This is a genomic window from Actinophytocola xanthii, assembly GCF_001921205.1.
GTDB lineage: Bacteria > Actinomycetota > Actinomycetes > Mycobacteriales > Pseudonocardiaceae > Actinophytocola > Actinophytocola xanthii.
This window is the reverse complement of the sequence record NZ_MSIE01000015.1, coordinates 74,051-88,092: the sequence shown is the minus strand read 5'-3', so window position 1 is coordinate 88,092 and position 14,042 is coordinate 74,051. Positions and strand designations below refer to the sequence as shown.

At 72.2% G+C, this 14,042-nt stretch carries 8 protein-coding genes; 2 read left to right on the top strand and 6 right to left on the bottom strand.

The window, feature by feature from the left end; genetic code table 11:
- Positions 1-11: 11 nt before the first annotated feature.
- From BU204_RS39005 to eccD, 5 genes are all read right to left on the bottom strand, one after another.
- Entirely contained in the window at positions 12-1,463 is a 1,452-nt protein-coding gene (locus tag BU204_RS39005; RefSeq protein ID WP_143229421.1) for a hypothetical protein, read from the bottom strand.
- 307 nt (positions 1,464-1,770) lie between these two features.
- Positions 1,771-2,064 carry a hypothetical protein gene (locus BU204_RS10485; protein ID WP_075125425.1) on the bottom strand — a complete coding sequence of 98 codons (294 nt, stop codon included), beginning with the start codon at positions 2,062-2,064 and terminating at the stop codon, positions 1,771-1,773.
- Positions 2,065-2,103: 39 nt separating this feature from the next.
- Entirely contained in the window at positions 2,104-2,403 is a 300-nt protein-coding gene (locus BU204_RS10480) for a hypothetical protein (protein WP_075125424.1), read from the bottom strand.
- A gap of 14 nt (positions 2,404-2,417) precedes the next feature.
- Positions 2,418-3,758 (bottom strand): type VII secretion protein EccB, encoded by a 1,341-nt coding sequence (gene eccB / locus BU204_RS10475; RefSeq protein ID WP_075125423.1) that lies wholly within the window; start codon positions 3,756-3,758, stop codon positions 2,418-2,420.
- A gap of 49 nt (positions 3,759-3,807) precedes the next feature.
- Positions 3,808-5,238, bottom strand: a complete 1,431-nt coding sequence (eccD, locus tag BU204_RS10470; protein ID WP_233159987.1) for a type VII secretion integral membrane protein EccD — start codon at positions 5,236-5,238, stop codon at positions 3,808-3,810.
- 107 nt (positions 5,239-5,345) lie between these two features.
- Between eccD and eccCa the strand changes: the two genes are divergently transcribed.
- Together eccCa and BU204_RS10460 are read left to right on the top strand one after the other, a co-directional pair.
- On the top strand, positions 5,346-9,305 hold the full coding sequence (gene eccCa, locus BU204_RS10465) for a type VII secretion protein EccCa (RefSeq protein WP_075125421.1): 3,960 nt from the start codon (positions 5,346-5,348) through the stop codon (positions 9,303-9,305).
- Positions 9,302-10,462 (top strand): S8 family serine peptidase, encoded by a 1,161-nt coding sequence (locus BU204_RS10460; protein ID WP_075125420.1) that lies wholly within the window; start codon positions 9,302-9,304, stop codon positions 10,460-10,462. Before eccCa ends, BU204_RS10460 begins: the two co-directional genes overlap by 4 nt.
- A gap of 35 nt (positions 10,463-10,497) precedes the next feature.
- Here the strand turns inward: BU204_RS10460 and BU204_RS10455 are convergent, their stop codons facing one another.
- On the bottom strand, positions 10,498-13,971 hold the full coding sequence (locus BU204_RS10455; RefSeq protein ID WP_075125419.1) for an AfsR/SARP family transcriptional regulator: 3,474 nt from the start codon (positions 13,969-13,971) through the stop codon (positions 10,498-10,500).
- Positions 13,972-14,042: the final 71 nt, after the last annotated feature.

Sequence of the window (14,042 nt, the reverse complement as noted above, 5' to 3'; positions counted from 1 at the left end):
GAATCGGTCCGCTAGACGGCTGGTGCGCCACCGAAGTCGGGGTACTCGTTCACGAACACGGTGGCGCTGTAGGCCGCCAGGTCGTCGGTCTCGGTGAACACGTCCTTGGCCGAGATGAGGGCTGTTCTGAACCTGGCCAGCCTCGTGCGCAGCTTCTCGTTCTCGGCCTCGACAGAACCGCCGAACGCGATACCGCGGTCGTACAGCAGCCTTGCCGGTGTCCACTGCTGACCGGGCGGCGCGACCGCCCACTCGGAGTCGAGCACCATGGCCGGGGTGACCACCGCGTTCCGTTCCAGGGACATCAGCATGGTGTCGATGAACGTGGTGAGCTGGTTGTATGCCGTCTGGTCGAACTTGAGGTTCGGGTCGGGCGAGACCTTGCCGGTGGGGGGAACGACGCCCGGTATGCCGCCGCCGCCCGGAACGCCACTTCCGCCGGGTGCGCCACTCCCACCGGGTGCGCCACTCCCACCGGGTGCGCCGCCACCGCCCGGAACGGCACCTACCGCCGGCACACCGCTGCCGGCCGGCGCCCCGCTCTTGACCACTGGTTCGGCCAGCCGAGTCGCCATGGGGACCGACGGTGGGGTCGCGTTGTCGGCCAACCTTTCGGCGACGTGCGGGTCGGCGTTCGGATTCATCGACTTGACGAAGGGCGGCCCGCTGTCCACCGCCGGCACCGGCTCGGTCGGGGCGGCACCGCTCTCGGTCGGCTGTAGCAGGGGCGGGCTCCCGGACGCCGGCGCGCTGCCGGAGGCCGGGAGCCCGGGCGTCGGCGCGCTCCCGGAGTGCGAGAGTCCGGACGCCGGCGTGCCGCCGGAGGGCGCGGCGTCGGCAAGTCCGGACTTGCCCGGCGGCACCGGGTCTGGATGGGCGTCACCACAGCACGCGCAGCGATCGCCCTCGCCGCCCCGGCCACCCGGCTTGCCCCAGCGGTCCTCACCGGGCCCACCCCGGCCGTCACCGTGCCCACCCCAACGATCCTCACCGGGCCCACCCCGGCCGTCGTGCCCGGGCTTGCCCCAGCGGTCGTCTCCGTGCCCACCCCGGCCGTCACCGTGCCCACCCCAACGATCCTCACCAGGCCCACCCCAGCGGTCACCGTCGTCGTCATCGTGGGCGGGCTGGCGGTGCTGGAACTGCGCCGCGTGGCCGTGTTCGCCGCCGTACTGGGGCACGTCCTCGCCGACTCCGCGGCGGCCGCGGTCAAGCGCCTCGTGCGTACCGCCGCAACAGGTGCACTGATCCGGCTCACTCGACGGGTGTGCGGTGTCCTCCGGGCGCCGGAGACGGTAGGCGATCTCACCGGGCCGGCTCGCCAGCTCCTCGGCCGCCGCGATGTGGTAACCCGTTCCGTAGGAACCCGAGCCGGGGGACACTTGGGCCAGTGTGGACACCTCGGGCGGCGCGGGCGGCGCACCGCCCGCGACCTCGTCGGGACGGACGAGCCGGCTCGACACGTCAAAACCCTGGGGCAGTAAAACATCTTGGGCCGGCTCGCCCGGCACCGGCCGGGGACCGCCGGGCGGATCGTCCGGAGGCGACTGGCCGGCGTGCTGTCCGTGCGGCACGACAGGAAAGGCCGGAGGCATCCCGCCGTACGGCCTGTTGTCCTCCTCGGACTCGACAAGTCCCGGTTTTCCACGCGGGACCGGGTCCTGGTTCACCACGGCGTTCCTCCGATGTCATCGTGCCATTGCCGGCCGCTCAAGCCCGTGTGCGATGGGCCCCACCGCGCGAACGGCGGACCCATCGCACACGTGTGGTTCATCCGAGCATGATCCGGGTGCCCTGGTAATCCCCGTTCTTGTAGATCTCGTGAACGTCGATCGACGACATGGTCTTTTCGTTGATCTCTTCGTGGATGCGGCCGTAAATCTGGTTCCAGTCTGCCATTTCCTCTCTGTAGATAAGCTCGGCGTCGCCCCAGATCGCCTCGGGAATGTTCAGCAGGGCCGTGTTGAGGTCGGAGATGATCCGGCCGAGCTCCCTCACCTCACGCAGGAGCTGCTCGTTGATGTCCAGGTATCCGTCGTGGTTGATGTCGAAAGTGGTGCTCATTGCCTTCTCCTGTGCGAGTCGTAGGTGAACGGAGGCGCCTTACCTGCCCTTGGCGTCGGCGTCGGCGTCGACGTTGATGTTGTGTTTGAGCAGGCCGGTTGCCTTCTGGTTGACGAAGTCCAGATTGTCCTTGATGGCTTTGAGGTCTCCCGACAATTTCAAGAAGATCTCGCCCAGCCGGCCACCAGATTTGGAGATGTTCACGGTCGGCAGAGCCGAGGCCAGATAGGAGACCCGGCTCCCAACCTGGGTCAGGCCACCGACCGCCTCCTGTGTGGCGGCGATGACGACCCTGAGAGTCGATTCGTCGAAACCACTGCGTTTTCCTGGCGTTGTCATGTGAATTTCCTCTCCTATGCGGGGACTTCGAGCACCGGACCGGTCGGCAGCAGAGCGAGCAGCTCGGCCGGGACCAGTTCGGCGGACTCGAGCGACAACCCGAGCGCCTCGGCGGCAGCGCCGTCGGCCACGGGAAACTTGGCTCCGGTCTCGGTGATCAGGTACACGCCGGCGCCCGGTACGCCGGGTGCCGGGCGGGTGCGCGCGATGACGCCGGCCCCCGGTACCACCTCGACCCGGTCGGCGACCCGCCCGTCGCGGGTCAGGCCCTCACCGTTCACCGCGACCCCGGCCAGGCCCTCGGCGGACACCAACGCGACACGGTCGGACTCCCAGCGCACACAGGGCACCCTGACCGAAGTGTCCATTGCCGACGGTGGTCGCGGCGGCAGTTCGGCCTGCCACACCGGGGCGGCGAGCACCCGCTCGGCCGCCAGCTCCGCCGGGGTGAGCGTGATCGTCGGTGCCAGGTCGAGGTCGGGGTCGGCGCCGAGCAGGGTCGCCACGGTGGTGCTCACCGGCATCAGCCCGCTCTCGGCGACCACGAAAGCCTTGTCGCCGACCGCGTCCGGAACGCTGACCAGCTGGCCGAGCGTCGTGTCCTGGCCGGCGACGGCCGGGCCGGGTCCGCCGTGGACCACCGGCGGCGACCCGAGGTCGGGACCGGCGGGCAACGTGTTGAGCCAGGCCGAGTCGACCGGAATGGCCGCGTCCGGGTCGAGGCCGAGGGCTCGGGGCACCCACTCGGCGGTGAGCCGCAGCCGGGTACCCTGCCAGGCCAGGTACTGCTGCCCGCCGACCCGGACGAGGACCGCCTCGTCCGCGCCGAACGCGGTGACCCCCGCCGCCGCGCCGACGGTCACGCCGACCGCCGCGGCGTTCTCGCCGTCCTCGGGAACACCGGAACACACCGTCCACGGCTGTGCCGAGGCGTTCGCCGACGGCACCGAGTCGGGTGCGCCGGGAATGCCGATCGGCGCACCCTGTGGGGTGTCCGCGAGGTCGTCACCGCTGACCGTCGCCACCGGCGGCTCGCCCTCGACGAGCAGCCGGGCGGAGGCGTAGTTGAGCACGGGCCGCAGCCGGCCGTCGACCAGCAGGTACCGGTTGCCTGAGTCCTCGTCGACGATCAGCGTGCCGGGCTCCCGCCACTTGTCGCTGCCACCGCCGAAGAAGAGCGTGACGATCAGGGTGATCGCCACGACCAGGAGGGCGATGCCGATCCCGCCGAGCAGGCCGGACGTGGTGCGCCGGAGCGGGCGTGCCGGCGCGTCCGGGTCCGTGCGCAGCACCGCGGCGATGATCCGACTCACCAGGAAGGAATGAGCCTCCACCTGTTCACGCCTGCCGTACATGGCGCACCTCCTTCCTGTTGGGACCGACGGCTCTCGACGCGTCCGGGGTTCACAGCCAGCTGGCGACCAGTTGGTAGAAGCCGGTGATGGACAGCACGACGGGCAGCACGGACAGCCCGCAGAGCCAGTGCAGGATGTCGCCCCAGCGGCCCCACTTCGGCACGAGCTGACGGCCGGGAAGCACCTGCCCGCCGGCCACGGCGTTGCCCGCCAGCGCCAACAGGCCGATCGCGACACCCAGCTGGCCGAACAGCGGCAGCCCGACCGTCCAGCGCAGCAGCACGGAGACCAGCGTCGCGACACCCGGCACCAGGGTGGCGGCCCGGTGCCACGCCCCGTTCAGCTCCCTGGACTGCAACAGCAGCAGCACCGACACCGCACAGGCCAGCGTGAGGGTGTCCCACCGCGGATGCGACGAGACCACGAGCAGCGCGCCGGTACCCACGGCGCCGAGCACGAGGGTGAACGCCGTCAGGTACTGGTTGGCGACCGTGGCCTTGTCCAGCACCTCTCTGCCCGGCAATGGATCCAGCCCCTGCTGGAAGCCTTCCGGGGTGGTGGGCACCGGCTCGGCGACCAGGCCGGCCAGCCAGGCGGCGACCTGCGGTGCGAACCTGGTCATGCCCAGCACGACGGTGACCAGGACGGCCGCTGTCGCCGGGCCGCCCAGGCCGAGCACCACGTCGAGGACGCAGGCGGCCGCGGTGAGCACGCCGCCCACGGCGACGGCCATGAATCCCGGTCGAGCCATGGAGAGCGTGGCGTAGACGACGCCTGCCGCGACCGCCACCGCGACCGACGCGGCGAGCACGCCGGGGCCGGTGAACCACAGCGCGGGTGACGCCCCGCCCGACGGCAGGGCGAGGCCAGCGACCCCGCAGGCCAGCACGCCGGACGCGCCGAGCGTCACGGCCGCGCCGGCATCGTCGAGGAGTCGGTCCAGTGCGGCCGCGCCCCCGAGGAGCACCACGCCGACCACCGCCGCGCTCACCACGGACACCAGCCCGGCCGCGCTCCCGGCGGTGACGAGCACCGCGAGCAGCCCGCACACGCCGGCGAGCCCGAGGCACACCCGGCGGGTCAGCGCCGGAGTCCACGTGTCGCCGCGTGCGGTCAGGCCCGTGTGTACCCCGTCGACCAGGTCGTCGAAGTCGGCGACCGGCAGCTGGTCGTCGCGGGGGCGAAGGTGCAGGATGTCGCCGTCGTACAGGCCGGCCGCCGCGGTGCCGTGTTCCTCGTCCAACGGCGCCTCACCCAGCCGTTGGAGCACCCAGCCGCCGTGCCCGAGGCCGGTCGTCGCCAACGACGGGTCGAGGTGACCGAGGACCGTGGGCATCAGGTCGGCGATCGGCACGTGCGCCGGGACCGCCAGCTCGACCCGGGAGGTCGGCCCGCAGATGGTCAGCCGGCACATCTCCCCCGCCCCACCGGCCGGGAGTGCCGGCGCGGGCGCCTCCGCCTCGTTCGAGTTCACCGTCATACCCACCACACGGCGTTCGCCGCGCCCGGAGTTCACCGGCGCGCGGTGAACACCGCCAGGGGTCGGCGCCGTCCACCGAGGTGGAGAGTCCGCACCGAGGAGTCGCGATGACGACAACGCTGTTCCGCCGGCCGAGCCGGGAGCAACCGCCGGAGATGCCGAGCGGGGAGCTGTCCCTGCAGGAACCGCCCGCGCTGCCCGAGACGGTGGGCAGGGACATCATGTCCGCCCTGATGATGCTGCCGATGACGCTGTTCGGCGGCGTGTTCATGCTGCTGTACATCGCGCCGAACAACCCCGTTCTCGGACTGACGATGTTCGGCGCGATGCTGCTGATGGGCCTGTTGATGTTCCTCGTCCAGATGGCCCGCGGCGGGACGGAGCGACGCGGCCGGATGCAGGGCGAGCGGCGCGACTACCTGCGCTACCTCGGCCAGGTGCGAGCCCAGGTCCGGGACGCGGCGACCAGACAGCGAGAGGCGCTCGCCTGGCGCCATCCTGACCCGAACGGACTGTGGTCGATCGCGATGACCGGCCGGCTGTGGGAGCGGCGCGCCGCGCACGGCGACTTCGCCGAGGTTCGGATCGGCACCGGCGAGCACCGGCTGGCAATTCCGATCACTCCGCTGAGCACCAAGCCGGTCGCGGACCTGGAGCCGTTGTCCGCCCGCGCGCTGCGCCGGTTCATCAACGCACACGGCACCGTCGCGAACCTGCCGACCTCGTTGTTCCTGCGTGGGTTCGCGAAGGTCAGGTTCGGCGGTGACGAGGACGCCATCCGCGGGCTGGCGCGTGCGGTGCTGTGTCAGCTGGTGACCTTCCACTCGCCGGAGGACCTGCGGGTCGCGGTCTGCGCAGAGCCGGGCCGGGTGCATCTGTGGGACTGGGTGAAGTGGCTGCCGCACGCCCAGCACCCACTCGAACAGGACGGCGCGGGCAACGCCCGGCTGCTCGCGGACGGCGTGGACGAGCTGATCGACCTGCTGGACGCCGAGTTGGGCGAGCGGGGCCGGTTCGAGGCGGCCGCGTCACCGAGCGCCGAGGAGCCCTACGTCGTGGTCGTGCTCGACGGTGTCGAGGTGCCGGCGGAGTCGCGGCTGGCCGGGACCGGTTACCGCAACTCCGTCGTGTTCGACATCTCCGAGGCGCTCATCGACGCGAGCGGCCGAACGACCCTTCGCCTCGACGTGGACGAGGAGAAGGTCGAGATGGTGCGTACCGACCGCACCGGACAGGACGTCCGCACCACCCTGTGCCGACCGGACACCCTGAGCACCACGAGGGCGGCGACGCTCGCGCGGACCATCTCGCCGTACCGGCTCGGCGGAACGACCGATGTGGCCGAACCGATGCTGGCCAACTTCGAGCTGCCACAGCTCCTCGGCATCAACGATCTCGACACGTGGGACCCGGCGACCATGGCACGGACCGGACTCACCCGGGACCGGCTGCGCATCCCCCTCGGCATCACCGAAAGCGGCGCACCGATCGAGTTGGACATCAAGGAGTCCGCCCAGGGCGGGATGGGCCCGCACGGACTGCTGATCGGCGCCACCGGGTCGGGCAAGAGCGAGCTGCTGCGCACGCTGGTGCTCGGCCTGGCCATGACCCACTCGTCGGAGACCCTGAACTTCGTGCTCGTCGACTTCAAGGGCGGTGCCACGTTCCTGGGTCTGGACAAGCTGCCGCACGTGTCCGCCGTGATCACCAACCTCGCGGACGAGGCGACGCTGGTCACCCGGATGCAGGACGCGGTGCACGGGGAGATGGTGCGACGGCAGGAGTTCCTGCGCTCGGCCGGAAACTACAGCTCGCTGCTGGACTACGAGAAGGCGCGGCTGTCCGGCACGCCGCTGGACCCGCTGCCCACGCTCTTCGTGATCGTCGACGAGTTCAGCGAGCTACTCGCGTCCAATCCGGACTTCGGCGAACTGTTCGTCATGATCGGCCGGCTCGGTCGTTCCCTCGGCGTGCACCTGCTGCTCGCCTCGCAACGAATCGACGAGGGCCGGATGCACAAGTTGGAGAGCCACCTCTCCTACCGGATCGGTCTGCGCACGTTCTCGGCCATGGAGAGCCGCTCGGTGATCGGCGTCCCGGACGCCTACCAGCTGCCCAGCGCGCCGGGCAACGGCTATCTCCGCAGTGACGTCGCCACCCTGATCCGGTTCAAGGCGGCTTACGTGTCCGGTCAGTACCGGCGGCGCACCCGCGAACAACGCCAGGAGGAGGTACGCCAGCAGGTCGTGCCGTTCGGCGTCCGCAAGCTGCCCGTCCCGGCCGGGGTCAACGCGCCGCCCCCACAGCCGCGCGACGGCGACGACGCGCCGGAGACCGGCGAGTCGGTGTTGTCGGTCGCGGTGGAGAAGCTGATCGGTCATGGCCCGCCGGCCCACCAGGTGTGGTTGCCACCGCTCGCCGACCCGCCCTCGCTGGACCAGTTGCTGCCGCCGCTGGTGCCCGACCCCGACCGCGGCCTGACCGCCGTCGGCTGGCCGGGCAACGGCCGGTTGGCGGCGCCGATCGGTGTGGTGGACAAGCCCTTCGAGCAGAAGCGCGAGCTGCACGTCGTCGACGTGTCCGGCGCGGGCGGGCACGTCGGCATAGCGGGCGGCCCGCAGTCGGGCAAGAGCAACCTGCTTCGCACGCTGATCACCTCCCTCGCGCTGACCCACACACCGAACGAGGTCCAGTTCTACTGCCTGGACTTCGGCGGTGGCACACTGTCCACTCTGGAGGGCTTGCCGCACGTCGGCGGTGTGGCCGGCCGGCTCCAGGCCGAGCGGGTGTCGCGCACCATCGCCGAGGTGAAGACCATGCTGGCGCACCGGGAGGAGGTCTTCACCGAGCACAACGTGGAAAGCATGGCCGCCTACCGGGAACGGCGGGCGAACGGCGAGTTCGCCGACGACCCCCACGGTGACGTGTTCCTCGTCGTCGACGGCTGGGGCTCGTTGCGCGCGGAGTTCGAGCAGCACGACATGACCCTGCGGGCGCTCGCCGGCCGCTGCCTCGCCTACGGCGTGCACCTGGTGCTGACCACCAACCGCTGGTCCGATGTGCACAGTGCACTACGCGACCAGCTCGGCACCCGGCTCGAACTGCGGCTCGGCGACTCGATCGACTCTGTCATCAACATGCGGAAGGCGGCCGAGGTACCGCAGATTCCCGGACGGGGTATGACAGCCGACCACACGCACTTCCTGGCCGGGGTACCGCGGATCGACGGCGTCGACAACGCCGACGGTCTCGCCGGGGCGACCCGCGAGCTGTGTATCGCGGTCGCGGAGTCGTGGACCGGCCGGCACGCGCCACACGTACGGATGCTGCCGTCGGTCCTGCCGGCCGCTGAGCTGCCCGCGCCGGAGGCCGGACCGAAGGTGGCGCTCGGCGCGAGCGAGCTGGATCTGCTGCCGGTGTGGCACGACTTCGACGCCCGGCCGCATCTGGCCGTCATGGGCGACAGCGCCAGCGGCAAGACCGCCGCGCTGCGCCTCATCACGCAGGCCATCACGACCGTCTACGCACCCGAGGAGGCGCGGATCCTGGTGCTCGACCCGCGGCGCGGGCTGATGGAGTCGGTGCCGGAGGAGTACGCGCTGGCCACGGTGGTGTCCGCCGCCGCGGCGGCGGGGCCGGTTCACCAGGTGGCGACGGACCTGCGGGCCCGGATCCCCGGCCCCGACATCACCCCGGCTCAGCTGCGCAGGCGGGACTGGTGGAGCGGGCCGCAGATCTTCGTCCTCGTCGACGACTACGACCTGCTGATCTCCCCGACCGGCGGTCCGCTCCAGGAGATGGTTGACCTGGTGCCGCAGGCCGGCGACATCGGTCTGCACCTGATCGTCGCACGGGCGGCGGCCGGCTCGAACCGGTCGGGAATGGACCCGGTGGTCCGCCGCCTGCACGAGTCCAACACTCCCGAGCTGGTGCTGTCCATGCCGCCCAACGAGATGCCGTTGCTCAACGGCATGAGGGGCCGGCCGCTGCCGCCGGGGCGGGCGATGCTGGTGACCCGTCGCGAGGCCGTCGGCCTGCAGATCGGCTGGACGGAGGAGCCGGTATGAGGGCCCTGCTGGTGTTCGGTGCCCTCGCCGGCATCCTGGTCGCGGCGACACCGACCCCGGTCGCGGCGCAACCGCCCGAAGTCGACCAGGAGCCGGTCGGACAGTGCACGCCACCGTCGAACACCCCGGTCAGGCAGCTGTCCTGGGCTCAGCGGCGCATGAGCCCGGAACGAGTGTGGCCGCTCACCGGGGGTGACGTGCTGGTCGGTGTCGTGGACACCGGCGTCAGCGCGCAAGCACCCGCGCTGGCCGGCGCGGTGCTGCCCGGCACCGACCTGACCGGTGGACCCGGCGACGGTGACTGCTTCGGGCGCGGCACCTTCCTCGCCTCGCTCATCGCGGCCCGGCCGAGCGCGAACCCGGACGTGCCGTTCGTCGGCCTCGCCCCCGCCGCACGGATCTTCCCGGTCCGGGTCAGCGACGACCCACCGAAGATCCGGGACCACGCCGCCCTCGCCGTGGCCATCGGCAACGGCATCCGCGCTGCGGTCGACGCCGGCGCGCGCGTTGTCGCGGTGGGGCTGGTGGCCACCATCGGCGTGCGGGAGCTGGACGACGCGGTCGCGTACGCGGCCGATCGCGACGTGCTGGTCGTCGCATCCGCGGCCGTGCCGAGAAACGGTCAGCTCGCGTTCCCCGCCAGGGTTCCCGGTGTCCTGGCTGTCGCGCCGGTGGGGCCGGACGGTCCGGTGCGCAACCCGGTCTACGGGGCGGCCCCGCAGCTCGCCGCTCCGGCCGACGAACTGATCGGCGTGGCGCCGAGGGGCAACGGCCACCGGCTCGCGTCCAGCAGCGAGCTGGCCGTGGCGTTCGTCGCCGGCGCGGCCGCCCTGGTTCGGGACTACCACCCCACGCTGTCCGCCCCGGAGGTCGCCGCCCGACTGCGGGACACCGCCGACCAACCCTCGACGTCGCTGCCCAACAAGCTGGTGGGCTACGGCATCGTCAACCCGTTCGCGGCCGTCACCGTCGTTCCCAACACCGACTCACCCGCGACGCCGCCGGCTGAGCTTCGGGTCGAGGTCCCTCGGCACGCCACACCCGACCCGGTTCCGATCAGCCGCGCGCTGTGGTTCGCCGGTGGGATCGCCGCGGCGGCGCTGCTGGTGACCGGCCCGGCCGTCGCCGTCGCCGCACGCCGCCGGCGCGCACCCTGACCAGGGTCAGCGACCGCCGGCCGGGGTGCCGGAGGTCAGCGTGTCGGCCAGCGCGGGTCCGCGGCCCGGAGACGGGTGCTCGCGCGCCGGCTCGCCCACCTCGCGCCCAGCGCGTCGTAGCGGTGCACCGCCAGCTCGTGCGCCTCGCGGGCCTCGTCCCGCCGCTGTGCCCGCGCGAGCAGCACGGCCGCGTCCTCCAGCGCCCTAGCCTGCTCCACGGGCCGGTGCACCGACGCGTAGTGCTCGGCGGCGGCCAGCGCGGCGGCCGGGTCGTCGAGGACGAGGCCACGGCAGTGCGCGGCGGCCGCGGTCGCCCGGGCGGCGGTCCGCTCACGTCGCGCTTCGAGCTCACACACCTCCAGCGCGCGCTCGGCCACCGCCCGGTCGCCGCCCTCGACAGCGATCCGGGCGGCGTCGGCGAGCCACTGGTGCCGCAGCATCAACGGCGAGTACCGCTCGTCCAACACCGGCGTGAGCGCGAGGAGCGCGGCCTCGTGCCTGCCGTCGCGTTCGGCGGCGAGCGCGTCGGCGATCACGAGGAAATCGCAGTTCTCCCGGTCCGCCGAGGTGAGCAACGGCAACTCGTCCGCCGCCGTCAGGTGCCGCACGACCGCGGTCCGGTCGTCGCGCAGCACGGCGATCAGCGCGGCGACCCCGTGTAGCAGCAACAGCATCGGCCCGCTCTCCCGCAGGCCGCGGAAAGCCATGTCGAACCCGTGCGCGTCGACGGCGACGGACAGCTCCGCCATGGCCTGGTCCCAGTCACCGGTCCAGTAGTCGTGGACTGCCGAGGACACGGTCAGCCCGCCCGGGAGCTGGTGTTCGCGCACCACGGCGTCGGCGCGGCGCAGCGTCTGCCCGGCCTCGTCGAGCCGGTCGAGGTTCTGCAGGGAGAACACCCGGTTGTCCAGCAGGCTCAACCGCATGTGGACGAGCCAGGCGTTCTCGGGGCCTTCTGGTGCCGCGTCCAGCGACCGCAGGGCGTCGTCGACGTGGTCCAGGGCAGCGGCGTGGTCACGGTCGATGGAGCGGAACAACCACAGGTTCGACTGGGCGTAGGCCTTGGCGAAGACGTCGGCGTAGCGATCGGCGTCGCGGATCGCGGCGACGGAGTTCCGCTCGGCCGACTCGACCTCGCCCAGTCCCATCCGCTCCCGCCCGGACAGCAACGCCCGGCACCGGGCCCGCCAGACATCGGAGATGCCCGACTCGACCGCGACGCGCAGCACGTCCACGCCCTGCTGGTCCAGACCCCGCCGGTAGAACACACAGCCGAGGATCCAGTACATCTCGCCGGCGAGGTCCGGGTCCCGGGTGGCGGCGAGCACGGACCGCACCTCGTGTTCCGGTGACTCGCCCGACCAGTACATGACCCGGGCCAGGCTCGCGGTGAGCTCGACGAGCCGCGGCTCGCCCGGATCGCACGCGGCGACCACCCGGTGCAGCAGTTCCAGACCGATGTCCGGCGCGCGACCGGCCACCTGCTCGCCGTGCTCGCCCACCCACCGGACGATCCACGGATCCACGATGCCCGGCGCGGCGGCGAGCTGGCGGGCCACGTTGTGGACCGACGCGCCGGCCTGATGCAGCCGCTCGGCCGCCTGCCGGTGCAACGCGGACCGGAGGGCGGGTCCGGTTCCTTCGTACAGCGCCTCTCTGACGAGGGGATGCCGGAAGGCCGTCCGGTCACCGTCGACGACCAGCACGCGAGCGGTGGTCGACTCGTCGATCGCCGCGAGCAGCGCGTTCGACGGCCGGTCCAGGACCACGGCGAGGTCGTCGAGTCGGAACTCCATGCCGAGCAACGCCGCCCGCCGCAACACGTCCACCGTCGCCGGCGTCAGGAAGTCGAGGCGGTGTTCGAGCGCCGAGGCCAGGGACCTCGGCGCACCGGCACTCGCCGCCGCCTCGATGTCGGCGGTGCCGGCGGAGACCCGCACCATCTGGTCGCGCACCAGGGCGTCCACGAGCTCCTGGAGGTAGAGCGGGTTGCCGGCGGCCCGCAGCGCGACCCGGCGCAGCTCCGGCCCCGGCTCGGCCTTGACGATCTCCCGGACGAGACCGGCGACGGCGTCACCGGACAGCCGATCCAGCCGTAGCGTGATGCCGCCCTGCCTGGCGACGGTGCTCCGCATGCTGTCCAGGCCCTCGGTCCGGGGCACCGGCCGGCACGCGCCGACGAGCAGCAGCGGCAGCCTTTCGGTCTCCCGGACCAGCCGGCTCCAGGTCAGCATGCTCAGCTCGTCGGCCCACTGCATGGCGTCGACCACCAGTGCGAGCGGCCGGTCGCGGCACAGCTCACCGACCAGGCGGACGACCTCGTCCACGAGACCCAGTGGTGTGGTGCCGCCGCCGAACACGTCCTCGCGGGCCGACGCCCGCGCGACGGAGTGGGCGATCCTGGCCCGCCGGGGGTCCGGCGAGTCGGGAGCCACACCCAGGCACTCCTGGATGACCTCGAGCGGAAAGCGTTGCGCGAGCACGTCACCGGACCCCCAACACATCTCGACGTCCTCGACGTCGAGACCGGCCAAACCCTCGGTCAGCAACTCGGACTTGCCGATGCCGGGTTCGCCGTCCAGCCAGACCGCGCGGCCGGTGCCTGCGACGAGCTCCGCCGCGGCGGTGCGCAGCTGGGCCAGCTCGTCGTCGCGCCCGACGAACGCGACGGCCCGCTGCCGCGGCCGGCCGGTCGAGCGGGCCGACGCCGCCGGGATGCCGGCCTTCGGCGGGGCGAGCGCCGGATCGTTGGTGAGCACCTGCTGGTGGATCTCGGCGAGCCGAGCGCCCGGGGCGGTGCCGAGCTCGGTCCCGAGCGTCCGCGTCGCCTGCCGGAACTGGTCGAGCGCGTCCGCCTGCCGGCCACACCGGTACAGGGCGATCATGAGCAGGCCGCGCAGCTCCTCGTGCAACGGGTACTCGCCGACCAGTGCGGTCAGCTCGCCCACCAGCTCGGCATGACGGCCCGCCATCAGCTTGGCCTTGGCGCGGGTCTCGAGCAGGTCGAGCCGGGTGGCCATCAGGCGATCCCGTTGGGCGGCGAGAAAGGGGCCGGGCAGCCCCGTCAGCGGCTCGCCGCGCCACAGCGCGAGCGCCTCGTCGGCCACGGTGAGCGCCTCGTCGGCGGCGCCACGCTCGACTGCGGCCGATGCCGTGCCAGCGTGCGCGGCGAACACGGTGGCGTCCAGAGCGTCCGCGTCGAGCGCGAGGCGGTAGCCGTGCCCTTCCGAACGCAGGACCGAGCTCGACGCCCGGCTCGACCGGTCTGGCTCGAGCGCCCTGCGCAGGCCGGAGACGTAGGTGAAGACGCTGCCCTGGGCGGTCGCCGGCGCCTGCTCACCCCACACCGCGTGGATCAGGTCCTCGCGCGCCACCACGTGCTGGTGCCGGATGGCCAGCACCGCGAAGAGCGCGCGCTGGCGGGTGGGCCCGAGCCGGACCTCCGCGTCACCGAGCCGGACTCGAATCGGGCCGAGTACCTCCACCCGGAGTCTCGACTCCGCCCCCATCGCGCCTCCACTCCCTGGTGCCCCGTGCCGAACGCCGTCGGTCCATGGTCGAACATCAACACCTGAATGGT